Genomic DNA, 23,493 nt, shown 5'->3' with positions numbered 1-23,493 from the left:
CCGCAACAAAAGCGATGCTGACGGACCCGCGGGTGCTAACAATTCGTGGCCGACCCCGGAGAAGTTACCGGCCTCCTTGCGCTCGGTCCGGGCAGGATTTCTATTTTGGAATTGTGACTGGTCATAATGGGCACATTACCTCGCACACTTAACAAGTGGGAGATCGTGTCCGGAGATTTATGAGGCCATTACAGCGACAACAACCGCCCGTGCGATGCGATTTGAACTGAAACAACTCTGGTTGGGAATTACACAGTAAATGACTAGCCAGAAATAGCGGTGATTACGGGTATGGCGCAGCCTTTCGGGATCACTTTGTTCCCGAAAGGCTGGCAAAACTCCTTGTTTACGCGTTCACACCCACACTGACTGTCAATCTGCAAAAACGCGGGGAGCGACAAAGTTGAGCACAGCCTGCGCAGCCAGGCGCTCCGTCACGCCGGTCGGGTCGAACTTAGGCGCAACCTCCACAATGTCGAAGGCGACAGCGGGGGCCTCTTTCAGCAACTCCACCGCCTCGAGCAACTCCATCGGGGTGATGCCTCCGAAGGCGATCGCCCCATTACCCGGTGCCATGGTGGGATCCACAACGTCGATATCAATGGTGATGTAAATGCCATCGGTGCCCTTGCTGGCAGCTTCGATGGCCCGGGTTATCGACTCCTTGATGCCCCGGCGGGCCACTTCCAAGGCCGTGATAAAGGTAGCGCCGTTGCTGTTGGCCCAGTCGATGTTCTCCTTTACGGCATAGCCCCGAGGGCCCACCCAAACCATGTTCTCCGGCCGAATTTCGGCCATCTCCGAAATACGCCGGGCCATGGTGCCGTTGTTGTACTTGCCCATGAGCGTGTTGTCGCGCTCAAGGTCGAAGTGGGCATCGAGCTGGAGGTAGCCTAGGCGGGGCTTCTTTCCCCTCTCGCCCAATGCTTCGGCCACACCGCGAAAGGCAGGATACGTAATGTAGTGATCTCCGCCTAGGATCACTGGGAAGGCGCTTTTCCGGACAATTTCGGCCACGCCGTCGGAAATCGACCGAGAGGTTTTCTGAATGTCCGTCGGGTACAGGTTCAAGTCACCCAAGTCCAGCAGCCGAGCCTTGTAGGTAGTCTTGATGATCAAACCAGTGTCTAGGTTAATCAGATCGTCTGTTGGCGCGTCATTCTCGAACCAAGTGGAGAGAACCGAGGATGTCTGGCGAATAGCCGCTGGCCCGAACCGGGTTCCCTGCCGCGACAGACCGGTAATATCCCACGGCACGCCTACCACTGCCACATCTCCAGGTTTTAAATCAATAAAATCCCCTTGGGGCGCCCGGAAAATCGTGTTGAACCCAGCGTAAGGAAGTAAGACATCGCGTTTATACAACTTTAATCCCCTAAGGTTGTTTGAACCACATTTACTAGTTTTGCTGTTGATATAGTCTCGTCGTCGCCCAGTGAGGCAACATTGGCTTTCGGACGGCTTCTGGTCGTCGAAGGTATTGACACCTTCGCTGATCAGCCGCCAAACACCTACATAGTGCTTGGAATGCCCAAGCAACTGGAACGCTATTCTATGTGCGCTTACCGCAGTGTCAATGGCAACTTCTACGAGTGGTTTGCATATCTGGCTCGTCCCTACATTGCTTGGCCTGCTTCGCGCTTCAAGTTTGCCCTTCCTGAATCAACCTCGACCAACTCGCCAACTCTGCCCCATCATCGTGTCCTCCAGGCGCGTCCCTGGGGAGCATGGAGGAATTGTGGGGCGGGCTAGAACGGAATATGTCGCCGCCATTGAATCTCTACGGAATTGGCGAGCGTGAAGAGGGCAAAAACGGGCAGTGACGAAACCTGCCGGAGAGGCGGCAGCGTCGGAGGTTGAGATTTCCATCCTGCAATTCCGCATCTGGCTGAAGGACGTTAACCCGATGATGTGGCGTACGGTTCAGGTTCCCTCGACGATGACGCTACGCGAGTTTCATGGCGTCCTTCAGGTCGCGATGGGATGGGAAGGCATACACCTTTACCAGTTCGTCATTCACACGGTGCGGTACGGGCGCCCGCTCTCCAGCTATCACACTTGGCAATCTGCAACTGCGTGACGGCAGCCGGTTCCCGTACGAGTACGACTTCAACATCCCCTGGGAGCACGAGGTCCGGCTAGAGGAGCGCCGGCCTGTCAAACACGGCGCTCACTTCCGGCGTGTACGGGCGGCGACGGCAACTGTCCGCCTGAGGATTGTGGTGGACCGGAAGCCTGCGCTCGGGCCTGACCTCCATGAGGATCTCGCCACAGCATTGGAATTCATCACGGAAATCGGCCACACCCGGTCCCTTGCGGTCCTCGATGATTCGGACCGCGCTGGGAATTGCAGGAATTGCTCTTTCGGATCAAAGGCCGAGCTACTCTGCTGGGCCAGTCGTTCGAGCGGCGGAAAGTGAATGATCGCCTGCGGCAGAGCGAACATCTGATCCTCATGCACCAGCAGATGTGACGAGCCTGGCGACCTGATCTTTCGAAAGAAGATTGGCCGCCAGGAGGGCGGCATCATCACCGCGAATGTTGATGCTCGAAAGCAATGCCTGGGACGGCATTTGCGGCCTGCCTTAATCGAGGTCATGCCGGTTTACCAGACGCTTTTCGGATTGCTAACTGACGGTCTTTATCAGCCTTTCCGGCAGGCCGCAGAGGAGAAACGGGCGTCATGGGCGCAATCAGTTCTCCACTCCGGTCATTCTGGAAAACTCATTGCGAGGACATGAGATGCGGGCGCGGCTGGTTCTGGAGATTATGGTTGACGATGGGGAGACGATCGCAACCGAAACCGTCGCCGATCTGGTGAAGGTGACGAAGGGCGCCGGGGATCTCGGTCTGTCGTTGTCGGAGGCGAATGGGGAGCATAAAAAAGTTGGGGGTCTCGTCGGCTCTGCGTTAGCCTGAGGGCCATGTCCGGTGTTGCAAATTCCGAAGTGTATCAACTCCAAGTGAGCTTGCGACGAATCTCGCCGATGATATCGCGCCGGCTGCTCGTTCCGGAAGAAATGACACTCTACGCGCTGCACCGAACAATCCAGATCGCCTTGGGCTGGGAGGACTGTCATCTGCATGCTTTCAAGCTGCACGGCCGGCATTATGGTACGACTTGGACCGGCGAACGCTCAGCCACGACGCGGCGGGCCGCGAGGTGACACTCGCCGATCTCCAACTGCGCGTGCGCCAGAGAATCCTCTACGAGTCTACGAGTATGATTTCGGCGATCTGTGGGAACACGAGATCCGGGTTGAGGCCAAGCATGAGCGGGAGGGCGGCAAGGTCTATCCGGTCTGCATCGCTGGCGCGCGTGCCGGCCCGCCCGAAGGTATTGGTGGCCCACCAGGCTATGCGGCGCTCCTCGGTCGGCTCCGCTTCGGCGACATCGATCGGCTACTTCGTGGGGAAGATGAGGAGTTCGAGGACGATGATCCGCTGCGCACCTTCGAACCCGAGCGCTTCAGCCGGCGTGAGGTGAATGCGGCTCTGAAACGCGAACTGTCGGGGCTCACCAAGGGCTGACTGCAAAGATTGGGATCGATGGCGGCTATGTGCGCAGTTGGACCGACAGACCGACGAATTTCGAGGTGATTGTCGGCAAGTCTGTGCCCGAGGACGGGCCGGTGCGGCGATTTGGCTTTGTGGCCGGGCACGACGAAAAGCCGAAGCGCCGCTTACACGAGCTTTTGGTCGGTCAAGGCGTCGCGATGAACCAGGAAGTGACCTTCATGTCGGATGGCGCCTGCAATCTGGGAGACCTTCAATATTACATGCGCCCCAATGAGGAGCATGTTCTCGACTATTTCCCCATCACCATGCGCATTACAGCGCTCCAGCAGATGGCCCGCGGCCTGCCACCGCCGCTCAGCGCCGCAGCGCCTGCGGCTGTCGCGACCCTCGAAAGCATGAGGCACTATCTGTGGCACGGCAACGTCGGCTGAGCGCTTGAGCTGATTGAGGCTTTCAGCGATGGCTTCGATCTGATCCGCGACCCACCACCAGAGGTACGCAAGCTGCGGCGATATCTGGAGGAGTTCAGCCGCTACATCAGCAACAACGCCGATCTCATTCCGAATTACGCCGAGCGGCACCGCTATGGCGAGGTGGTTTCGACCGCCTTCGTCGAGTCTACTGTCAACCAGGTGATTGCGAAGCGTTTCGCCAAGAAGCAGCAGATGCATTGGACGCCGCGCGGCGTTCACCTTCTCATGCAACTGCGAACCCGCGTCCTCGACGGACACGCTCGACAGCGACTTCCAACGCTGGTGTCAAGAACGGCGACCACCACCGAACGAGGCGAAAATGGCCGCGTGATGCCCCAACTTTTTTATGCTCCCCTTCTTGTCAAACAAGCGTTCCTTGCGAAGATCGACGAACGTCTCGCGTTCGAGCTTGTCAAGCCGTGCCGAGAGGTCACCAGCTTTGTGTGTGATCGGCGAGTTTCCGCATACTCGCCATCTGCGCGGAGGCGTCGTACGGATGAACCGTTAGATACACCCATTGCAGTGCCGCGGCCGATGGGACGCTGAAATGGTCGCCCGGAACGAGCTCGATTAGACGACCTGAAGGGCCGATTTGCCACGAGCTCTTGTCTCGTGTCGGGTTTTTGCATATATGTGTGTCGGGTGTTTGCAGAAAGAAGTTGACCATGCACCAGCCGAAGACATTGAAACAGAAAATCCAGAGCCGCGTCACAAGAACGAAAAAGACCGATGTCTTTCTTCCGCGAGATTTCGCTGATCTCAGTGGTGAGGACCAGGTTCTACGCGCGCTCAGGTCCTTGGTCCATGATGGGGCTTTGATGAAGCTGGGTTACGGTGTCTACGCCCGCGCGATGCGATCGCGCATATCGGGCCGGCTCATGGTCTCCAGTTCCAACGGCTTCCACAGCGCGGCACTTCAGGCACTTAACAAGCTTGGTGTGCCTTGGGAGCAGAGTGAAAGCACAAAAGCCTACAATGAAGGCCGTTCCACTCAGATCCCAGTGAACCCGACAGTGAAAGTCAAAGCGCGGTTCAGCCGACGGTTAACCGATGGCCGCGTGGAGCTTCGGGTTGAACGATAGGCCGGACCAGAAAACTCTTCTGGAGGTGCAGGAATTCTTTCGCCTTCCTTCGCCGGCTCTGGTCGAGAAGGACTGGTTTGTCGTTCGGGCCTTGGCTGCCATACACGATGTGCAGGTAGATGGACTGAGTATGGCGTTCGGTGGGGGAACAGCGCTTGGGCGCGCCTATCGGCTGCTCGAACGGATGTCCGAGGACATAGACCTGCGCGTCGTAAGCGAAAAGGCCAATTCGCGCGGCGCGCTCAAGCGTCTACGGGGCGAGGTGAACGATAGGCTCGAAGCGGCTGGGTTCGCGGTAGGGGGCCACTACTCGGTCAAGCAGAACGACCGATACGTCCGGTACGATCTGCCCTATGAGCCCATCGCCAGGGGAGAGGGTGTTTTGCGCCCGGAGATCAAGATCGAAATCTCCGCGTTTCCTATTTGCACTGCACCTGAAAAGCGTTCGGTCTCATCCTTTGTCGCTGAAGCCAATCGCGCTGCTGCCGAGGCCACAGATGTCGCGTGCGTACGACTGGTCGAAACTGCAGCGGACAAGTTCGTTGCGCTTGGGCGTCGAGCCGGTTTGGCTTTGTCAGGGCTGGGAAACTTCGACTACACCCTTGTTCGTCACGTCTACGACTTGTCACGCATGGACGGACACTATGATGCGGATGAGGCGGCCGCGATCGCTTTACAAACGATGAAGGCTGAAGCGGAAGGCCGTGCTGACGACTATCCTGCATACAAGGCAGACCCAAAGGCTGAAACGCTCCGTACGTTCGAGCTCTTGTCGAAAGACGCAAAGTTCGCCGAGGGCTATGCGAAGCTGCTCGGTGATATGGTTTATGGCGAAAAACCTGAATTCGCATCAGCTTTCGAGAAGGTACATAGGTTCGCCGAACGGATACGCCACGCACAGTTTTTCAACGGGCGTTGGTTTTCCAGGGGTGTCATTTCACCAGAGTCATGCACACAGCGCGCGGAATTTCTCCGGGCGCGTCAAATGTCCAAGCTGCTGGCAGCCTGAGGACCAGCCTTGACTAAGGGGCTGGCGCGGAATCGACCGGGAAGAACCCATAGCGGCCAACGCCTTCGATCTTCGTGAATTTGACCGCTTGTTCTGAGGCCTGAACATCCAATGGGGGATCGGTGTTCTCAATAATAAGCACCTGCCTGTCGTCTTCCAGCTTCGCAAGGAACTCGAAAAAATGTGAATTCAGGTCGGTGCCGCTTAGATCGTCGCCATCCCCTTCCGGGCCCCGGTAAGAAAGCAACGGCGAGTCAAGGACGACGAAACCGGGATGCGGGGTGTCGGATTGCCTGCAATACTGGAGAAGGCTGATCGTAAACGCTGCCTGCGTGATGGCGCGCAAGCCTTTGCCGAACGAAGTGCGGTTTTTGCCGTTGATGACAAGGTCGCGCGTCTTGGCATCGAAGTGAACGCGGTCGATCTCGGGGAAATGCCAGGCTTTCAGTATGGAGAGAACGATCGTCGCAAATACGGCGTCGGCGGCGGGGTGATGAGAAGAAGCTCGACATCGTCATGTCGGTCGGGGTCGACGGGGCGACGGTAACTGAGGTTGCGCAGCGGCTCGATGTGACGCGGCAGCAGATTTACACCCGGCGGGCTGAACTGAGGAGGAAGGGTCTCCTGTTGCCGTCGGCGGGTCCTGTGTTCCTTCCCGTCGACATGTCCGGCATGTCCATCATGGTCGAACTGCAATTATGCCGCGGGCGGGACCTTCGCTTTGACAAAGACATCGATACCGTCATTCTGACGCGGCTGATCCGTTCGGTTGAGGCAGCATGATCGGACCGGGAACTGGCGTTCGGGTCTACCTTGCCTGCGGCGTAACGATGCGCAAAGGGATCGAGCGCTTGGCTGCACTGACGCAGGGTACGCCAGAAGCCGAGGTAGGAGCTGTCTTCGCCTTTCGGGCAAACGTGGCGACCGTTTGAAGCTTCTTTATTTTGATGGCCAGGGGTTTTGTCTTTATTGCAAGACCTTGCAGAAAGGCCGCTTTGCGTGGCCATCAGCGGCCGATGGGACGGCTCGACTGACGTCAGCGCAAATGGCGATGTTGTGGGAAGGGATTGACTGGCGACGCCCAACTACAGCCGAGAATCTTCCCGACGATCCTGCCTTGCTGAAGGCGATGATCGCCGCCTTGCGGGCAGAAAATGCGAGGATGTCGGGGACGTTGCAAGTGCATGATCAGTTGATCCTGAGCTTGCGGCTGCGCATTGCCAGGGCGGGCGCTGCTCCGCCGGGCGCGGTCTACTACTTTGCCCCGAACTGGAAAGAAGATCACGTCCACCGCCACCTGTATGCGAGTGGCATCCTTCAGGCCGATGGTTACAAGGGCTACGACAAGCTTTATGAGCCTGGAGCGGATGGCAGTGTGCGCTTTCGAGAGGCGGCCTGGCGACGCGACTTCCATGATATCTGGACTTCGAACAAATCCGGATCGCGCTCGAGGCTCTCGACCGCGTATCGGTGCGCTTTTCGACATCGAGCGCGACATTGCAGTCAGCCTGCCAATGTCCGCCTTGCCGCCCGTCAAAGGCACAGTCAAGCAAAGGTCGAGGCATTCCGCGTCTGGATCGAAGCGCACCTCACCCGCATTCCGGCAAGAGCGATCTGGCGAAAGCCTTCCGGTATGGCCTGAGCCGCTGGCCCTCATTCTGCCTCTTCCTTGTAAACGGCCGCGTCGCCATGGACAACAAATGCCGCCGAACGAGCCCTGCGGAAGAATTGGGTGGCCGATGCCCGGCGCCGAAACGCTCGCACGCATCGACCCGCAGGCCTACCTGGCCGATGTGCTCGACCGTATCCATGATCACGCAATCAGTGGGTTTTCCGAGTCTTGAGCGGTTCTATGTAGAACCGCGTTCCAAAGAAACATTCATTTCATATGCGACGCGTGTCGGAGTGTACGGCACTTTCGAAATGCGGCGAGAACAAACCTAAACGTTGCCAAGCGGGAGGACAGAATGAATAGAATGCCAGTCAATCGTCGTGCGGCCTTGAAGACACTCCTGGCCGGATCTGCGGCACCTTTTGTCATCCGGTCGGCGGCATTCGCCGCCTCGTGTGATGGCGTGGTACGCGTTGGGGCAATCGCCGCTCCCGACACGCTGAACCCCTTCGCCACATGGGGTTCGTACTGGCCGACTGGGTATACCTATGACTTTCTGGTTGGGGTAGATGCCCAGCGTCATCCCGATCGGAAGGGGTTTGCCAAGGAGTGGACTGTTGCCGACGACCAGCTTACGTGGACCTTCAAGATCTGGCCGGGCATGAAATGGTCCGACAGCCAGCCCGCCACGGCCAGGGACGCTGCGTTCACCTACAATTATCTAAAGGGTTCCATAGGCCAGCCCGACGAACTGAACGTCGGCTGGAACAACACAGGCGGTCTGGAGAACATAGCGTCCATCACGGCCCTCGACGACGAGACGCTGCAGATCGTGACCAAGGCCCCCACCCGATGGCCAGTCGACAATTGGATAATGATGGTTCCTGAGCACGTTTGGAAGGACATCAGTTACGCTCAGGCGCGCAGCACCTTCCACAACAATGCGCCGCTCGTCGGTACCGGACCGATGATCGTTGCCGAGTTCCAGCAGGGTCAGTTCGCCCGTCTCACCCCGAACAAATATTTCCGTACGGGGCAGCCGGCGACGGCAGAGATGATTTTCAACGTCTTCAATACTGCCGATCCGATCGCCCAGGGCCTGAAGAGCGGCAGCCTCAACTATGGCTTGAGCTTAACTGCCGCTCAGTGGGCTGATCTCTCGAAGGATCCCGACATTGTCGTCGGCCAGTCGCGCGTCGAGCAGACGGATTTTCTCGCCTTCAACACGGCCTCCGGCAAAGGCGCAGGCAGCACCAAGGCCCTGCAGGACGCGGCGTTTCGGGACGCGATCGGTTACGCGATCGATCAGAACGCTCTCGTCGAGCGCGCTTATCGCGGTCATGCCGATCCCGGCGTCGGGCTGATCCCGCCGGTGGCCGCCGACTATTACTCCGACCTGAGTGACATCCGACGCCATTTCGATCTTGCCGAAGCGGGCAGGAAGCTTGATGCGGCCGGTTATCGAGAAAGCAATGGCGTTCGGCAGGATAAGGAGGGAAAGAGCTTCCAGCTCGAGTTGATCACTTCTGGAAATGAGTCAGGCAACCTGCCAATCCCGCTTGCAGCCGTGCAGTTGATCGCGGCCTGGCTTGGACAAATCGGTATTCCGGTTTCAGTGACGCAGCTCGACTCCGGCGCACTCGGGGCCCGGGTGGGCTCACCCGCAAAGGGCGGCGGCGGCTGGGACCTGTATGTCGGGTCGCGCTGGCTATCGCCATTTCCTTCCCTTCTGCTAACCCTGGGCAGCGCGAAGAGCGCCCGGGACACTTCCTATTGGGCCAGTGACAAGTTCGACGAACTGCTATCTCAAATTGAGCGCACGGTCGATCTCAAGAAGAGCCAGGAATTGGTCGATCAGGCGGTGCGTCTGATCTACACAGAGGCACCCTACCTCATGCTGGCTTACCCATTCGTGCTTGAGGCCCGTCGTCGGAACGATTGCTTCGTAGGGTGGGGCCCGGATGATGAAATGGTGTCGATGAGTTCCTACTTCCCGTTCGATCGGCTGAAGCCGGTCTGAGGGCGGGTTCCTTGCTTCGATCGGAACGAAAAGTAAGAGACATCCAATGAACCGACGCATCGGACGCATTCTCCTTAGGGCGTTGGTGACGCTTCTGATGGTGATGTCGCTCAACTTCCTCCTGTTCAGAGTAATCCCGGGCGACCCCGCCCAGCTTCTGCTGGCCGGGGCGCGTTCGAGCGTGACCGAGCAGCAGATCGATGGGCTGCGCAGGGAGTGGGGGCTCGATAAGCCGCTGCCGGAGCAGGCAGTTGACTACGTGTGGTCAACGCTCCATGGGAACCTGGGCTACAGCTTCCAGTTCAGGGGCGAGCAGGTTGCCGACCTGCTCCTGGCGCGGCTGCCGGCCACCCTGGCCCTGGTCGGGGTGGCGCAACTCTTCGCGATCGTCTCCGGCGTCATGCTCGGCCTCTATGCCGGCTGGCGACGTGGCGGGGCCATCGACAACGTGACCACGGGAACCTCCCTGGCGCTCTATTCCACGCCGGTGTTCTGGCTCGGCATGCTCATGGTGCTGCTGTTCAGCACGACCCTGGGCTGGTTTCCCGGCTACGGAGCCTATTCGCCGACGGGTGGGTCAGGGGGTGCACTGAGCTGGCTCGCCGACCGTCTCCGGCATCTCGTGCTGCCGGCCGCAACGCTCGCACTGGGGTTGGGCGGGCAATATGTCCTGGTCGCCCGGGCCGCGATGAGCGACGTCGTGACCGAAGACTACATGGTCACCGCCCGAGCCAAGGGACTGACTGGCCGCCAGATGCTGATGCGTCACGCCTTCCGCAATGCCATGTTGCCGGTCGTGACCCTGATCACGCTCAACCTCGGCTATGTCGTGGCGGGAGCCATCACGGTCGAAGCCGTATTCAACTGGCCGGGGATCGGTGGGCTGACGGTAGAGGCGCTCAACGCAAGGGACTATCCCGTCCTGCAGGGCATCTTCCTCTTGCTCGGCGCGTCGATCGTGATCGCCAACACCGTGGCCGATCTGACCTACGGCCTTCTTGACCCTCGTGTGAGACAATGAGCGAAACTGCGACAAACCTCGCCGCGCCTGTCCGGCTGCGTGCGACCCGAGCCTTCCTGCGCAAGTTCACCGGTTATGTCGGCGCGCGGATCGGCCTCTCGATCCTTGCCTTCGTTGTCGTGCTAGCGGCGGTCCCACGCCTCCTTGTCGGTCCGCTGCAGACGGCGGTCAATGCAACCGGGGACTTCCTCGCACCGCCCAATGCCCAGAATATCCTTGGGACCGACGAGGTCGGGCGTGATGTGCTCAATCTCGTCGTCCATGGCGCCCGGGTCTCGCTGACGATCGCGCTGGTGGCGACCCTGATCAGCCTCATCGTCGGCACAGCGATCGGCATGATGTCGGGGTACTATCGGGGCCGGATCGACGTCTGGCTGATGCGCCTGACGGATTTCTTCTTCATCGTCCCCACCTTCGTGCTGGCGTTGATCATCACGCCGGTGTTTCTCGAGGTTTTCGGGCGTGGGGGAACGATCCTCGGCTTCCGGCCTTCGCTCTGCGTGGTCATCCTGGTCATCGGCCTGACGAGTTGGGGGTTTGTCGCGCGCATCGTGCGAAGCCAAACGCTGACGCTGCGGGAACGTCAGTTCGTCGATCGGGCCCGCGTGGTCGGCAGCAGCGACCTCGGTATCATGATGCGGCATATCCTTCCCAACCTCGTGCCCCAGATCGCTGCCAATGGCGCCCTGGTCGTCGCCGGCGCGATTTATACCGAGACGGCGCTCTCGTTTCTCGGGCTGGGCGATCCCCTGCAGCCGTCCTGGGGCACAATGCTCTATCTGGCGCAGCGCGCCGGAGCCGCAAGCGTCGGCGCCTGGTGGTATCTCGGGGCGCCGGGCGTCTGCGTGCTCGCGGTCTCGCTTGGGTTCGTCCTGGTCGGCAATGCGCTCGACGACAGCTTCAATCCACGTCGGCGGGTGATCCCATGACAGACCACGCTCAAAAGGGCAGCGCGCCGCTTCTGTCGCTCGACGGACTGTCTGTCAACTATAGGCTGAACGGCACGTCATTGCCCGCGATCAGCGACGTGAGCTTCGAGCTCAAGCCCGGCGAGGCCGTGGCGCTGGTCGGGGAATCCGGCAGTGGCAAGACCACGACGGCCATGGCAATCGCCGGCCTGCTGCCGCCCAATGCCGCAGTCAGCGCGGGTACGGTTCGCTATAAAGGAGAGCAGCTTCCGATCGACGACGATGTGGCGATGCGGCCCCACCGCTGGGGCGAGACCTCGGTTATCTTCCAGGGGGCGATGAATGCGCTCAACCCGGTGCACCGGGTCGTTCACCAGATTGCCGAGCCCTGCATGTTAAAGCTCGGCCTGTCGCGCGACAAGGCGAGAGCGAAGGCAATAAAACTGCTCGATCTCGTCGGTATCCCGGCCGATCGAGGCACGGCCTATCCGCACGAGCTCTCAGGTGGCATGCGCCAGAGGGTGATGATCGCCATGGCGCTCGCCTGCGACCCGTCGATCGTCATCGGCGACGAGCCGACGACAGCGCTCGATGTCATCACCCAGGCGCAGATCCTCAAGCTGCTGGGAGAGCTGCGGGCGCGGCTCAACCTCAGTCTCGTCCTGATCACCCACGACCTCTCGGTGGTGGCCGAGGCCTGCGATCGGGTGATGATCATGTATGCCGGTCGCATCGTGGAGGAGGGCCGCGTGGCCGATATCTTCGCCGCACCCCGGCATCCCTATACCCGGCTGCTGATCGCGTCGATCCCGGATCCGGCGAGCGGCAACCGGGCGGTCCAATCAATCCCGGGCGATCCCCCCAATCTTCAGACCCGCGCGTCGGGCTGTGCCTTCCACCCCCGATGTCCCTCCGCCATGGATATCTGCGCGGCTGCAATCCCCGACTTCGAGAGGACCGAGCGGGGATGCGTGGCCTGTCACCTGCACTCCCATGTGCAGCCTTTAGAGAAGGTCTCGGCCCATGCGCGACGGTACTGAAGTCCTGCGTCTCGAGGACCTTCAAGTCCATTACCCGATACAGGGCGGTGTGTTCGACCGCCTGCTGGGGCGGCAGAGCGGCGGGGTGCGCGCGGTCGACGGGATCGACCTCACTGTCGGCCGTGGAGAGATCGTCGCTGTCGTCGGAGAGTCTGGCTCCGGCAAGACCACGCTCGGCCGTGTTGTCACCAAGCTGGTGCAGCCGACCGGCGGAAGGCTGCTGTTCGAGGGCAGTGACATGACCTCGGCGCAAGGCTTCAAGGCGCTGCGCCCGTATCGGCGTCGGGTGCAGATGATCTTCCAGGACGCCTATCAGGCGCTCAACCCGCGGCACACCGTGTTCGACGTCGTGGCCGAGCCGCTGCGCTCGCTCAAGCTGGTGGAGAACAGCCATCAGCTCACCGAGCGGGTGAGCGAGGCCCTAGCAGCTGCCGGGCTCAATCCTCCGGCCGAGTTCTTTGCTCGCTTTCCGCACGAGCTTTCGGGCGGACAGCGCCAGAGGGTCGTGATTGCCGGAGCGCTGGCGGTGAAGCCCGAGCTCATCGTCGCTGACGAGCCAGTGTCGATGCTCGATGTATCGATCCGCGCGCAGATCCTCCAGGTCCTCACGGAACTCCGCGCGCAGCGGAACCTGGCGCTTCTCTTCATCACCCACGACCTGCCGGTCGCCTGGCTGATCGCCGACCGAATCGCGGTCATGTATCTTGGACGGTTGGTCGAGATCGGTACGGCCGATGAGATCACGCTGAACCCGCGCCATCCCTATACAATCGCGCTGCGCGACGCCACGCCGAAGGTCCGCCCGGATGCCCACCGCCGTGAGTTGCCGGCCCTTCAGGGCGAGGTGCCGAGCGCTGCCCACATCCCGAAAGGCTGCCGCTTCCATCCCCGCTGCCCGCTCGCCTTCCATCGCTGCCGGCAAGAGGAACCGCCTGCCGTCGAGGTAGGACCAAAGCATATGGCTGCCTGCTGGCGCGTTGAGTGAGGGTTCCAGCAATGTGAATTGCATTCACGCATGACAAGGCCTGTCATGTGCGATGAGCAGACGAGAACGCTATGAGGAAAGTGGTGAGCAAAAAAGTGAGCGCCGAACTCCCCGAACAGATGCCATCTAATTTTGTTCCTAGGCGACAGGGTCTCGATGGGGTGAAGACTTTGTACTATGAGACTGTATTCCAGGACCCCGCCTATCTAGAAGTATTTACATATACAGACCGAATGTCATACCGGCCTGGCGAGACGGTGCGATTCCACACCAGCACCACCGCAGAGCGTTTCGATATTAGTATCGTTCGCGATGGTATCAGGCCGCAGAAACTTGCTCACCTAGAAGGCATAAGTGGGAAATCAGTGGGTCTCCGCGATCGATTTTACGAGCGGGGTTGCGACTGGCCTGAGAGCCAGACATGGCGAGTTCCCGATGATGCACCAGCAGGATTCTATATTGTCACGAGTGTGGCAAGCAAAGGCGACGTGCATCGAGAGCAGGAGCATGGTTTCTTTGTTTTGCCCCGCAAAGATCAGCAGCAAGAAATTCTTCTGGTCGCGGCTACAGGTACGTGGAGAGCTTACAACGATTGGGGCGGCTACAGTCACTACTATGGTCATAATTTAACTGACGGTTGGCAATTTGCACCCAAGGTTACTCTGCATCGCCCTTGGGCGAGGGGCTTCCTCTGGCTGCCACCGGGCGCGCCGCGGCGAGCCGCGAAACAACCGACGGCCATCGGATCGCCACCCCGCTATCTTCAGGATGAGTTCGCGTTTTCACGAGGCTTCAGCAAGTTTTGCGGCAGCGCTGGCTGGGCGAGTTATGAGCGACCCTTCCTGTGCTGGGCAGAGGCTCAAGGGCTTGGCGTCGATGTCGTTTCTCAGGCTGATATGATCGAAGACCCGGGTCTCTTATCTGCATACAAATGTGTCGTGTTTGTCGGCCATGATGAATACTGGACTTGGGAGATGCGTGAAGCAATCGAGCAGTATATAGAGAGCGGCGGAAATGTGGCGCGCTTCGCCGGCAACTTCCATTTTCAAATTCGCTTGGAAGACGGCGGAATCACCCAAGTATGCTACAAGGATAGGGTATCCGAGAAAGATCCGCTCGCGGGCACCAAGGATGAAGGTCGCGTGGCGACCGATTGGTCCGATCCGCGGATTGGCTGGCCTGGGGAGCAAACCTTTGGTCTTAGTTCGGAATACGGTTGTTTTGCGGGCGTCGGTGGAAATGTAGCCCGTGGATCCGGAGGATTCACTATTTACGACGCTAACCACTGGGCGTTTGAGGGACTTTACTTGGGGTACGGGGATGTCATCGGCGCCGAGGCGCAAATCTTTGGTTATGAGGTCGATGGATTAGATTACGAGATGATTGACGGCATTCCACGCCCGAGCGCCCGCATGAAGACACCATACGGTCTAAGGATTTTGGCGATGGGACTCGCCTCTAACGTAGAGCAGGCCTACGGCCGCAAGGGTGAGAGCCTCAAATGGGGTGACGAAGACTTGGGGGGGTTTGCGCTCCGACGCTACGGTGTCGCAACGGAGGGAGCCCGGGCAGCAGCCGCTCGGGGGTCTGGAATGATTGTCGCATTCCAGAAGGGGCTCGGCTCTGTGTTCCACGCTGGCAGCTGCGAGTGGGTAGCGGGACTTCAGCAAAACGACCCGGCTACCTCTCATGTTACGCGCAATGTATTGGATCGATTTACACGATAATCGAATCAGAGACGGTCAGCAGCTCGGTGCTTCACGCATACCGCCATGACGCGAGCAAGCAACGACCTTGCGCAGGCTCAGGCTGCTCTTGATCCTTGAGCCTACTTGCGCGTGGGCGCGTTCGTTGCGGATGATGTCACACGTTTGAAGGTAAGCATCGCTAAAGGGTAATCTGAGCAAGTGCAGCCTGTGAGACCCGGCGATTCCCTCGCTTAATCCAAGATTGGGTTTCCCTTTCCCAATACCAAGCAGAAAGGTGGTAGCATGGAACCAAAGAAACTCGTCGGCGCAAAAAAATAGCGTCCCGATTGAGTTTATTTCGGGGGTGGGCTTCGAGTGCCTCCAGTGCCTCTGCCTCAGAAAACCGCAGGCCCGTGAATACGAAGCAGATTGACAACCATCAATGCGGCGATCGCGCACAATTAAGGACTGACCCCGCGTCTACCGTATACGCGACCTCCGACTTCGCTTCGGCTAGCGGCTTGCCCATGTCCGCAGTGAGGATTGCTGCAAGATCGTCCGTATGGTCGACGATCACCGACAGAGGACGTCGCTGCGCTCGCGCGCGGTCAGTGCGGCCTACTCCCAGGATGTTCGTGAGCGCCGTGACCTGCCACCGAATTTTCATCCAGCCGCAATTAGAGCCTCGGCGGGTTTTGATCCGATACCATTCTTTGGACCGCCGGAAGGTGGAGTTTTCCGGCTGTTTCACGATGGCGGGCTGACGGCGCCATCGGGATTGATCAACGAGATCGGAACCTTGTGCCCGATTGCGCCATGGGGGCGCACCTCGTTGTAGTATCTGCGCCAATCCTCCAACTTTTCGGCCGCGTCGGCAAGCGTCAGGAACCAGTGGGCGTTCAAACATTCCGCCCTGAAGCGGCCGTTGAAGGCTTCGATGTAAGCGTTGTCCGTTGGCTTTCCCGGTCGCGAGAAGTCGAGCGTGACGCCCCTGGTGTAGGCCCACAGACATCCTGGAAAAGCGCGAGATACCCGCTGCGGTAACGCTGATGTCGGTGGGGTACAACGTTGTTCGGAGCATAGGACCGGCGCTGGGCGGTTGTGATTTTGGCGTTGCTGGGACCGCTGTCGGCTTTCGTCTTCGCGGCGCTGAGCGACCTGGTCCCGTTGAGCGCAGTACTCCGCTCCAAATGGCAAGTTCGCTCTTCGCCTCTTGCGCGCGAGCGGATGACGACGGCCATTCACGATGGCATGCGCTTCACGGCGATTTCCTCGGAGATCAGAGTGGCGATTGTGCGTGCAACCCTGTTCGGGCTGTCAACATCGAGGAATTTCTGCGCTGCATGCGCGAAAGGCGCCGCGTTCAGAGCCGTGCCGGTGCGCGGGACTGGACCCTCCAGCGCGACCTTCAGAAGCCGACACTTTGGATCGAGACATTCCGCACGCCGACGTGGACGGACTATCTTCGTCTGAACCATCGGCTGACGGTCACTGACAGGGAGGTAAGCGAGCGCCTTGCCGCTCTGCAGGTGGGTGGTTGTCCTCCGCGTCTGGCACTCTCGATCGAGCGGTCGACAAGACCTGCCCCGGGCCTACGGAGGCGTGCCAGGCTGGGTCATTCAAGGCAAAGCCGCACCCGGCCAGGAAACTAAGTCCCAGGATCAGCCATGGACTGACAAAGCCCAGCCCCACAGAGAGCGCCAGCGCCGCGGATGCCGTCGCAATCAGGCAATGGCCGGCAAGCATCACCCCGCGGCGGCTGAAGCTGTCTGCAATTGCTCCAGCAACAATCGACAAGAAGAAGGCCGGCAGCGTCGATGCCGCCTGTACGAGCGCAACCATCAGATCGGAGGCTGAAATCGTGGCCATGAGCCAGCTTATGGCAACGCTTTGCACGAGCCAGCCAAGGCTGGATATCTGCGTGGCTGTCCAGATCGAACGAAAGACCGGGTTTCGAAGAGGGATATCGCGCTCGCGACAAAGCCGATGTCGCAGCCACTGATGCGCGATGTGTGCCGGTTGGCGTCAGTTGGTCTGGGTCGCGCAGCCCGACGGGGTTCGGTCTGCCCTGCGACTGTTGGCCCTGGACGGTGCTACCGCGCCGATGGCTGCGTTGTCAAACTGCCGCGGTGCTGGCAGGGCCTCTAGCATCGGTTGGATGATTTCAGGCAAGCAACGATCACACGAAACGGGGGAACAGCGAAAGTGCAATGCCTGGGGATGACCCCCGGACATCATTTGGCATCTCGGCGAAACCGATCGCATTGCCACGTATCGGCAGCGCTCGCCTCCACGACCGTCCGAGATGGAGCCGATTATGGATACGTTAGACTCGAATGGTCAGTTATATGAAATGCCCCGTCCCGGTTGCAGACGAGCGTACGACGAGGACGGAGTGAATTTTAAATGTGAGATAAATGCCTTGATGGTGCTAGGGAAATTCTAAGTTCATAACAGATATTACGCGATCTTAAACATCAAAGATCAGTATTTCTTAGTAATACAAGGTATGAATTGTGCCTCTCAAGTCTGTTCACTGTCATATAAAGGCAACAAACTCAAAAGTCTTAGTTCGACAGATCTATGCTCCTTACGATCACCACATTATTTGATGAAATGGGACGGGATACCGTGAACTCTTCTGAAACGCCGGGGGGGGGCCGGCGTCTCAAACCAGACCATATCGGCCTTCGCTCGCCTCCCCAATCGGCGCACTCACTTGTGCGGCATGCAACAGACTCCCTCGGATTCCATCAGTACCGCGCCACCCTTCAACGCGCTCAGTGCGCCAACCCATGCTTCCTAATAAGTGCGGCTCGCATCCACGGAGGTCAAAGAACGCGAGTCGGCCAGTTCGACTTTAACGTCCTGCTGCAAAGGGCTTGCTGCACGGTTTGTTGATAGTGCCGTTTGATCCTGACATCGCTTGCGGGGAACTCAGCTTCGTTGCTGGGGTAGTTCAGCACAAATCCAGTGTGTGGTCCTCAGCCGCCGAGCAATGGCCATCACGCTCACCTACGATTTTGGCTCCGCTGCCATGCCTAGTCTGACACCGAATAAACGGCCGTCTAACAGGCGTCACACCGTGTTTGCCAAACGGCATCGTTGTCATGCAATCCCAAAAGGTCGTAACTCTACATTCTGAGCTTCGCCTCTGAGCCTCTTCAGGTTCGTGGCTGGCGGTCGTTTCGAAGATGGTCGAAACGCATCTCAGTGTGCCGTCGATGCCCTTTGAAGGATCTGCATGCGAAATAAGGCTCTGTACCGGAACATTCAGCGGCTGCTGCCAACCTTCGAAGCAGCCGCGCGCCGTGAGAGCTTCACACTGGGTGGCGAAGAGGTTGGCTTGTCGCAAAGTGCGGTAAGCAAGCAGATGTCGGAGCTTGAGAGCCGGCTTGGGCACCCGCTGTTTGTCCGTGCTCACAAACAAATATCGTTGACTCCGGCAGGGGATCGCCTTTTCAAGGCGTATTCGCTTGCTGCCTCCCAGCTTATCGACGCTCTCGAAGACTTGATCCAGGAACATTCCAGACAGCAGATCGTCTTGTCCACCTCGACGGCCAACGGGGCATTTATGCTCCTTCCGCGACTGGCGGAGCTGCGCGAATGTTTCCCGGGGCGGGAGATTTTTCTGGTCACGTGGGACCCGCAGGGTATCGAGCCAACAGGTCAGTTTGACTTGGCGCTCACCTTCGGAAAACCCGATTTTCCCGGGCTGGAGACCCGACCGCTATTCGCCGATATCCTCACTCCGGTGTGCTCGCCAGAGTTCTTGGAAAAGAACGGCCCGTTGCGGCAGGTAAGCGACCTGTTGAAGTGTGAGCTGCTGTATATGCAGGCCCAGCATCCGTCGTGGATCGGCTGGCGGCAATGGTTACGCGAGTTTTCTCTTGATCTCCCGAAGATCCATCAGCCCATGGGCTTCAATAATTACTACAACACGATTCAAGCCTGCTTGGCGGGCCAAGGCGTCGCTTTGGGCTGGCTCCGTCAGCTCGGCAATATGCTGGAATCGCGACGCTTGGTCACCCCACTGCCTGAATATATGCAAACCGAAGACCAATATCAGTTAGCCTGGCCTTCTGATCGGACACCAGGATTTCCAATTCAGCCATTCGAGGAGTGGCTGGCACGGCAGTACGGTGGTGCCATTCCGGGGTTTCCCCTTCCCGCCACGAAACCGAAAGTTTAAGCTGGCTTCTCTATTCGGCGGCTTGAGGTCAAGCACTTTCGAGCTTTCCGCTTCGCCGGCATGATGTCTTTCGCGGGTCTTGCTTCTCTTCGGGATCGGCGCCTTGGCCCTCCCAGTATGGGGAATCCGCAGAACGAGGTGGAACAATCTTGGACGCGTCCTGATGTACAATCGGCACCGCCAGCATAGCGAACTCACCTCATCCATCGTCCCGCGAAGGACGTTTTTCCACCGGCAAGTGGAACTTTGTTGTCTCCTTCTTAACGGCCCAGTTCAGACGGCGACCGGTGTGCTTTCCTTGGTCCAGCGGAACCGTGTGCCATCGCTCCACATGCGATGCATGATCACCGCTAGTCTACGGGCGAGCGCAACGATGGCCCGCTGCCGACCACGCCGCTTGGCGACGTTCATCGCCCAGGCCTTCAGCCAGGACCACTTCGTCACGCGCGTCAGTAGGACCTGCGCGGCTTCGTAGAGCAGCGTTCGCATCATATCGTCACCGCATAACGAGATCCGGCCGACCCGGCGGCTTTCGCCCGACTCATGGAGCACAGGTGTCAGACCCAAAACCGGTCCGACCGCTTTCGAATTGTGGAAGCGGGCAGGAATGTCGGTGGTGATGGTATAGGCCAGAGCCACGACCGGGCCTACACTTGGTGTCGTCATCAGTCGGCGGCAAACCTCATCATCCCGGACGATCGCCAGAAGCTTGCGGTGAAGGGTGGCAAAGTGCTGGCGCAGCTTGCCGCGAGCGTCGAGAAGCGGTTCGACAATTTCGGCCAGATCAGGCATGCCTTCAACCAGTTCGTGGATGCGTTGCTCGAATTTGACCGTACCGACGATGCCGACCTTGAGCCCGAAGTTGCGCAGCAGCCCGCGGATGTCGTTCTCGATGGCAATCGCCTTTTCCTGCAGCAGCTTGCGCGCCGTCAGCAACGCCCGACGCTTCTGGTTCGTCAGGGTCTTAACATGCACCGGGCGGAACAGGTTGACCCGCATCATCTGTGCGATGCCGCGCGCGTCATTGCGGTCGGTCTTGTTCACCTGCGCCTTCAGGAATGCCTTGGTGTGACGCGTCTCAATGCAGATCAACGGCAGGCCGGCTTTGGCAAGGCCCTCGAACAGCCATTGCGATAAGGGCCCGGCTTCAAGACCGATCCGCTCAAAGTTCTAGGCAGGATCCTTGAGCACCCGCGCAAGATCCTCCGGATGGCTGGGAACTTTCATCTCGCGGCAAACCGTGCCTGTTTCGTCGACGATACACACCGCCGTCTCTTTCACCGAGACGTCCAATCCTGCATGATGTTTCATGCTGCGCTTCCTTTCCTGATGGTTGTGGCTATTTCGGACAGACCACGTTCTCCCATCAGCTCGAAGCGCAGCACCTCCATGCCGCTCCGCCAAGATGGGGCGCAAGCCGAATACCCCATCTTGGCCATCTTCGTGTGTCCGCCTTCGCTGACGGCGGAGTGTCGCGTTACCTACCTCCCCAGCTCCTTCAATCCTCGGCGCTTGCATTCCTTGAGGGAATGCAAGCGGGCGCCGGAATTCATTTGAACAACACGAGCGGCGGCAATATTCCTCAATGGGTTGAGGTCGCCTGCGGTCGCATCAGGAAGGTACTAAAGTTGCGCAACATTTTCACATTCGGTCACCGCCCTGCCCAGCGCAACTGGACCGTGGCAGATTTGCGCGCCAACAAGGGCAAGCAGCAATTGACGGAGGTGACGGCGATGAATGGCGAGCAGGCTGCTCGTGCCGCCGCCGCCGGCATCGACACGATTATTACGCGCGTTCAGATGATGAAGGAAGTGCGCGAGGCTGCGCCCAATACGTTCGTCACGGCCGCGCTGATGCTGATCGATCACCCGACCGAGAGTGATGTGCTGAATGGGGCTATGCGGGCGATGGACGAGGGCGCGGACGCCCTTTACACGACCCGGAGTCTGGACACGATCAAGATGCTGGCCGATCTTGACTTCCCGGTGATGGGCCATGTGGGGCTTGTCCCGCCATATAGCACATGGATCGGCGGGTTGCGGGCCTACGGTACGACCGCAGACGAAGCCCTAAAGCTCGCCGACAGGTTCCGCGCTATGGAAAGAGCCGGAGCGTTTGCTGTCGAAGTCGAGCTGGTTCCCCAGCAAGTCCTGGAAGAACTTAACAAGCAGACCAACCTGATCACGTTCTCGATCGGCTCGGGATCTGGCGGAGACGTCACTTTCCTGTTTTCGGAAGATATCTGCGGTGAGACCGAAAACGCACCACGCCACGCTTACGCGTACGGAAACGTTCGGCGTTTGCAGGAACAGATTGAGCGCGAACGTCGAGAGGCTCTCACAGCGTTTCAGGCGGGCGTGCGCGACGGCTCATTCCCCTACAAAGACGTGTCCATCTCCATGAAGCCCCATGAGCTTGAAGCATTCCGCGCTCGGCTTGGAGAAAGTGGTGTCGGCACGGAACGCAAAGGATAGTGATATGGCACATGATGCGACGAAGCCTGAGGTCACCCTGCCTGCCAAGTCGACCTGGAACTTTCAGCCTGATCTCCCACTGCAAGACCGCTCGGTGTTCAATCTGAAGCGCGGACCTGCCGAAGGGTTAAGGCTCATTTGGAATTCCTGGCTGCCGATTTCTGACCGTCTCATCGTCGTGGGTGTGTCGATCCTGACCTGGTTTTATCTGTCGCCTTCCCTGCAGACGGCACGTACCTTCGCCTTCGATTGGATTGCAGGAGTTTATGTTCGTAATCTTATACTGATCACCCTCGTTGCAGGCGGTATGCATCTCTACCTTTATACGTTCAAAATGCAGGGTGATCGCCTCCGATACGACGCGCGCCCGTTTCACAAGAAGAATGCGTTGTTCACCTTCAGCAGTCAGTTTCTCGACAACGTGTTCTGGTCGGTTGCCAGCGGCGTGACGGTTTGGACGGCTTATGAAGTCCTGGGGCTCTGGGCCTACGCAAACGGCTATATGCCTCTGCTGGACGCAGCCGCCCATCCGGTCCTGTTTGTGCTGTGGTTCATTTTTCTGCCATTCTACGGTGTCTTTCACTTCTACTGGATCCATCGGCTGTTGCACTCGAAACTGGTCTACAACCGCGTCCATTCCCTTCATCATCGGAACGTCAACGTTGGTCCGTGGTCAGGCATGTCGATGCATCCGATCGAGCATGTTGCGTACTTAAGTTCTGTGTTTATCCACTTGCTGCTCGCCTCACACCCGATCCATTTCATTTTTCATCTTCAGCAAAAGGTGCTTTTAGCGGTCAGCTCCCATGCCGGATACGAGTCGGTCACCCTAGGTGAGGATCGTGATACCGGGCTCAGGGTGGGCGACTTCTTTCACCAGCTGCACCACCGCTACTTCGAGTGCAATTACGGCGAACCTGAAGTGCCTTGTGACAAGTGGTTCGGCACCTTTCACGACGGTTCGGAAGAGGCCACCGCGCAGACGCGCATACGCACGAAAGAGATGCGCAGGAAGTAGAGCGCCCGCGCGGATTTAGGCAACCGCGAGGGTAAGGCGAGACAGATGCCGCCCCTGCGGGTTTCGCCAGATGCATCCGTCGCATCGGCCCGAAGGAGGGCAAATGGTCAAAATCACCTATGTCGAATTCAATGGCCAAGCGCATGTGGTGGACGTGCCAGCAGGCGCGACGGTCATGGAGGGCGCCCGGGACAACGATATTCCCGGTATCGAGGCCGATTGCGGCGGTGGCTGCTCCTGTGCGACCTGTCACGCTTATATCGACCTCAGTTGGGTGGCGAAGCTTCCTGCCAAGCAACCGATGGAAGAGGACATGTTGGATTTCGCCTATGCCCCGGACCCAGCTCGCTCACGGCTGACTTGTCAGATCAAAGTCAACGGGGCGCTTGATGGCCTGGTCCTGCAGTTGCCGGAACGACAGGCCTGAACGAGCCGGAAAGTACGGCTCGCTA

General features: G+C 59.0%; 22 protein-coding genes and 4 pseudogenes. 20 read left to right on the top strand and 6 right to left on the bottom strand.

The window, feature by feature from the left end:
* Positions 1 to 372: 372 nt before the first annotated feature.
* Entirely contained in the window at positions 373 to 1,365 is a 993-nt protein-coding gene (locus NKJ08_RS04060) for an agmatinase family protein (protein ID WP_352781393.1), read from the bottom strand.
* 454 nt (positions 1,366 to 1,819) lie between these two features.
* Here NKJ08_RS04060 and NKJ08_RS38945 point away from each other — a divergent pair, with 454 nt between their 5' ends.
* From NKJ08_RS38945 to NKJ08_RS04040, 4 genes are all read left to right on the top strand, one after another.
* Positions 1,820 to 2,080, top strand: coding sequence for a plasmid pRiA4b ORF-3 family protein (locus tag NKJ08_RS38945; protein WP_502906308.1), 261 nt, complete (start codon positions 1,820 to 1,822; stop codon positions 2,078 to 2,080).
* A 662-nt stretch (positions 2,081 to 2,742) separates the two neighbouring features.
* Positions 2,743 to 2,919 carry a hypothetical protein gene (locus NKJ08_RS04050; protein WP_352781392.1) on the top strand — a complete coding sequence of 59 codons (177 nt, stop codon included), beginning with the start codon at positions 2,743 to 2,745 and terminating at the stop codon, positions 2,917 to 2,919.
* A 5-nt stretch (positions 2,920 to 2,924) separates the two neighbouring features.
* Entirely contained in the window at positions 2,925 to 3,167 is a 243-nt protein-coding gene (locus NKJ08_RS04045; RefSeq protein WP_352781391.1) for a plasmid pRiA4b ORF-3 family protein, read from the top strand.
* On the top strand, positions 3,085 to 3,531 hold the full coding sequence (locus NKJ08_RS04040) for an IS1096 element passenger TnpR family protein (RefSeq protein ID WP_352781390.1): 447 nt from the start codon (positions 3,085 to 3,087) through the stop codon (positions 3,529 to 3,531). The genes NKJ08_RS04045 and NKJ08_RS04040 overlap by 83 nt, the downstream gene beginning before the upstream one ends.
* 152 nt (positions 3,532 to 3,683) lie before the next feature.
* On the opposite strand, the gene NKJ08_RS04035 is transcribed toward NKJ08_RS04040, so the two are convergent.
* Positions 3,684 to 4,250, bottom strand: coding sequence for a hypothetical protein (locus NKJ08_RS04035; protein ID WP_352781389.1), 567 nt, complete (start codon positions 4,248 to 4,250; stop codon positions 3,684 to 3,686).
* Between the two features lie 407 nt (positions 4,251 to 4,657).
* On the opposite strand from NKJ08_RS04035, the gene NKJ08_RS04030 reads away from it, so the two are divergent.
* Together NKJ08_RS04030 and NKJ08_RS04025 are read left to right on the top strand one after the other, a co-directional pair.
* Positions 4,658 to 5,074, top strand: a complete 417-nt coding sequence (locus NKJ08_RS04030; protein WP_352781388.1) for a DUF6088 family protein — start codon at positions 4,658 to 4,660, stop codon at positions 5,072 to 5,074.
* Entirely contained in the window at positions 5,064 to 6,083 is a 1,020-nt protein-coding gene (locus tag NKJ08_RS04025) for a nucleotidyl transferase AbiEii/AbiGii toxin family protein (RefSeq protein ID WP_352781387.1), read from the top strand. Before NKJ08_RS04030 ends, NKJ08_RS04025 begins: the two co-directional genes overlap by 11 nt.
* A gap of 13 nt (positions 6,084 to 6,096) precedes the next feature.
* Here the strand turns inward: NKJ08_RS04025 and NKJ08_RS04020 are convergent, their stop codons facing one another.
* The gene (locus NKJ08_RS04020; RefSeq protein ID WP_352781386.1) at positions 6,097 to 6,429 is read right to left on the bottom strand and encodes a hypothetical protein; all 333 of its coding nucleotides are present in this window, start codon (positions 6,427 to 6,429) and stop codon (positions 6,097 to 6,099) included.
* A gap of 170 nt (positions 6,430 to 6,599) precedes the next feature.
* Here NKJ08_RS04020 and NKJ08_RS04015 point away from each other — a divergent pair, with 170 nt between their 5' ends.
* The 8 genes from NKJ08_RS04015 to NKJ08_RS03980 all read left to right on the top strand — a co-directional run bounded on the left by NKJ08_RS04015 (position 6,600) and on the right by NKJ08_RS03980 (position 15,396).
* Entirely contained in the window at positions 6,600 to 6,866 is a 267-nt protein-coding gene (locus NKJ08_RS04015; protein WP_352781385.1) for an IS66 family insertion sequence element accessory protein TnpB, read from the top strand.
* Between the two features lie 145 nt (positions 6,867 to 7,011).
* A complete protein-coding gene (gene tnpB, locus NKJ08_RS04010) occupies positions 7,012 to 7,725 on the top strand; it encodes an IS66 family insertion sequence element accessory protein TnpB (RefSeq protein WP_352781384.1) in 714 nt (237 codons plus the stop codon).
* 325 nt (positions 7,726 to 8,050) lie between these two features.
* On the top strand, positions 8,051 to 9,715 hold the full coding sequence (locus NKJ08_RS04005) for an ABC transporter substrate-binding protein (RefSeq protein ID WP_352781383.1): 1,665 nt from the start codon (positions 8,051 to 8,053) through the stop codon (positions 9,713 to 9,715).
* Between the two features lie 46 nt (positions 9,716 to 9,761).
* Positions 9,762 to 10,736: an ABC transporter permease gene (locus NKJ08_RS04000; protein WP_352781382.1), complete on the top strand. Its 975-nt coding sequence runs from the start codon at positions 9,762 to 9,764 to the stop codon at positions 10,734 to 10,736.
* The gene (locus tag NKJ08_RS03995; RefSeq protein WP_352781381.1) at positions 10,733 to 11,665 is read left to right on the top strand and encodes an ABC transporter permease; all 933 of its coding nucleotides are present in this window, start codon (positions 10,733 to 10,735) and stop codon (positions 11,663 to 11,665) included. Before NKJ08_RS04000 ends, NKJ08_RS03995 begins: the two co-directional genes overlap by 4 nt.
* Positions 11,662 to 12,684 carry an ABC transporter ATP-binding protein gene (locus tag NKJ08_RS03990; protein WP_352781380.1) on the top strand — a complete coding sequence of 341 codons (1,023 nt, stop codon included), beginning with the start codon at positions 11,662 to 11,664 and terminating at the stop codon, positions 12,682 to 12,684. Before NKJ08_RS03995 ends, NKJ08_RS03990 begins: the two co-directional genes overlap by 4 nt.
* Positions 12,668 to 13,669 (top strand): ABC transporter ATP-binding protein, encoded by a 1,002-nt coding sequence (locus NKJ08_RS03985; RefSeq protein WP_352781379.1) that lies wholly within the window; start codon positions 12,668 to 12,670, stop codon positions 13,667 to 13,669. Before NKJ08_RS03990 ends, NKJ08_RS03985 begins: the two co-directional genes overlap by 17 nt.
* Positions 13,670 to 13,752: 83 nt before the next feature.
* On the top strand, positions 13,753 to 15,396 hold the full coding sequence (locus tag NKJ08_RS03980) for a N,N-dimethylformamidase beta subunit family domain-containing protein (RefSeq protein WP_352781378.1): 1,644 nt from the start codon (positions 13,753 to 13,755) through the stop codon (positions 15,394 to 15,396).
* A gap of 708 nt (positions 15,397 to 16,104) precedes the next feature.
* On the opposite strand, the pseudogene NKJ08_RS03975 reads toward NKJ08_RS03980, so the two are convergent.
* Positions 16,105 to 16,365 (bottom strand): annotated as a pseudogene (locus NKJ08_RS03975) (integrase core domain-containing protein); the annotation flags it as partial.
* Here NKJ08_RS03975 and NKJ08_RS38940 point away from each other — a divergent pair.
* A pseudogene (locus NKJ08_RS38940) lies at positions 16,365 to 16,680 on the top strand (MFS transporter); the annotation flags it as partial. The pseudogenes NKJ08_RS03975 and NKJ08_RS38940 sit on opposite strands and share 1 nt — an antisense overlap.
* Before the next feature lie 20 nt (positions 16,681 to 16,700).
* On the top strand, positions 16,701 to 17,009 hold the full coding sequence (locus tag NKJ08_RS38935; RefSeq protein WP_502906306.1) for an MFS transporter: 309 nt from the start codon (positions 16,701 to 16,703) through the stop codon (positions 17,007 to 17,009).
* Here the strand turns inward: NKJ08_RS38935 and NKJ08_RS03965 are convergent.
* Positions 16,948 to 17,352 (bottom strand): annotated as a pseudogene (locus tag NKJ08_RS03965) (MFS transporter); the annotation flags it as partial. The gene NKJ08_RS38935 and the pseudogene NKJ08_RS03965 sit on opposite strands and share 62 nt — an antisense overlap.
* A 1,249-nt stretch (positions 17,353 to 18,601) precedes the next feature.
* On the opposite strand from NKJ08_RS03965, the gene NKJ08_RS03960 reads away from it, so the two are divergent.
* On the top strand, positions 18,602 to 19,549 hold the full coding sequence (locus NKJ08_RS03960; protein WP_352781377.1) for a LysR substrate-binding domain-containing protein: 948 nt from the start codon (positions 18,602 to 18,604) through the stop codon (positions 19,547 to 19,549).
* Positions 19,550 to 19,822: 273 nt separating this feature from the next.
* On the opposite strand, the pseudogene NKJ08_RS03955 reads toward NKJ08_RS03960, so the two are convergent.
* Positions 19,823 to 20,860: pseudogene (locus NKJ08_RS03955) on the bottom strand (IS110 family RNA-guided transposase).
* Between the two features lie 242 nt (positions 20,861 to 21,102).
* On the opposite strand from NKJ08_RS03955, the gene NKJ08_RS03950 reads away from it, so the two are divergent.
* The 3 genes from NKJ08_RS03950 to NKJ08_RS03940 all read left to right on the top strand — a co-directional run bounded on the left by NKJ08_RS03950 (position 21,103) and on the right by NKJ08_RS03940 (position 23,468).
* On the top strand, positions 21,103 to 22,023 hold the full coding sequence (locus NKJ08_RS03950) for a 3-methyl-2-oxobutanoate hydroxymethyltransferase (RefSeq protein ID WP_352781376.1): 921 nt from the start codon (positions 21,103 to 21,105) through the stop codon (positions 22,021 to 22,023).
* 4 nt (positions 22,024 to 22,027) lie between these two features.
* Positions 22,028 to 23,041, top strand: a complete 1,014-nt coding sequence (locus NKJ08_RS03945) for a sterol desaturase family protein (RefSeq protein ID WP_352781375.1) — start codon at positions 22,028 to 22,030, stop codon at positions 23,039 to 23,041.
* A 103-nt stretch (positions 23,042 to 23,144) separates the two neighbouring features.
* Positions 23,145 to 23,468: a 2Fe-2S iron-sulfur cluster-binding protein gene (locus NKJ08_RS03940; RefSeq protein ID WP_352781374.1), complete on the top strand. Its 324-nt coding sequence runs from the start codon at positions 23,145 to 23,147 to the stop codon at positions 23,466 to 23,468.
* Positions 23,469 to 23,493 lie beyond the last annotated feature (25 nt).

It is taken from the genome of Mesorhizobium sp. M0244 (genome assembly GCF_040321795.1).
Taxonomy (GTDB): Bacteria; Pseudomonadota; Alphaproteobacteria; order Rhizobiales; family Rhizobiaceae; genus Mesorhizobium.
Note: the sequence above shows the minus strand (reverse complement) of the source record. Positions and strands in the feature narration are given on the sequence as shown.

Coding starts and splice junctions, on each gene's coding strand:
- NKJ08_RS04050 (WP_352781392.1), top strand. CDS start 2,743: ATGCGGGCGCGGCTGGTTCTGGAGATTATGGTTGACGATGGGGAGACG.
- NKJ08_RS04045 (WP_352781391.1), top strand. CDS start 2,925: ATGTCCGGTGTTGCAAATTCCGAAGTGTATCAACTCCAAGTGAGCTTG.
- NKJ08_RS04040 (WP_352781390.1), top strand. CDS start 3,085: ATGCTTTCAAGCTGCACGGCCGGCATTATGGTACGACTTGGACCGGCG.
- NKJ08_RS04030 (WP_352781388.1), top strand. CDS start 4,658: ATGCACCAGCCGAAGACATTGAAACAGAAAATCCAGAGCCGCGTCACA.
- NKJ08_RS04015 (WP_352781385.1), top strand. CDS start 6,600: ATGTCGGTCGGGGTCGACGGGGCGACGGTAACTGAGGTTGCGCAGCGG.
- NKJ08_RS04005 (WP_352781383.1), top strand. CDS start 8,051: ATGAATAGAATGCCAGTCAATCGTCGTGCGGCCTTGAAGACACTCCTG.
- NKJ08_RS04000 (WP_352781382.1), top strand. CDS start 9,762: ATGAACCGACGCATCGGACGCATTCTCCTTAGGGCGTTGGTGACGCTT.
- NKJ08_RS03995 (WP_352781381.1), top strand. CDS start 10,733: ATGAGCGAAACTGCGACAAACCTCGCCGCGCCTGTCCGGCTGCGTGCG.
- NKJ08_RS03990 (WP_352781380.1), top strand. CDS start 11,662: ATGACAGACCACGCTCAAAAGGGCAGCGCGCCGCTTCTGTCGCTCGAC.
- NKJ08_RS03985 (WP_352781379.1), top strand. CDS start 12,668: ATGCGCGACGGTACTGAAGTCCTGCGTCTCGAGGACCTTCAAGTCCAT.
- NKJ08_RS38935 (WP_502906306.1), top strand. CDS start 16,701: ATGCGCGAAAGGCGCCGCGTTCAGAGCCGTGCCGGTGCGCGGGACTGG.
- NKJ08_RS03960 (WP_352781377.1), top strand. CDS start 18,602: ATGCGAAATAAGGCTCTGTACCGGAACATTCAGCGGCTGCTGCCAACC.
- NKJ08_RS03945 (WP_352781375.1), top strand. CDS start 22,028: ATGGCACATGATGCGACGAAGCCTGAGGTCACCCTGCCTGCCAAGTCG.
- NKJ08_RS03940 (WP_352781374.1), top strand. CDS start 23,145: ATGGTCAAAATCACCTATGTCGAATTCAATGGCCAAGCGCATGTGGTG.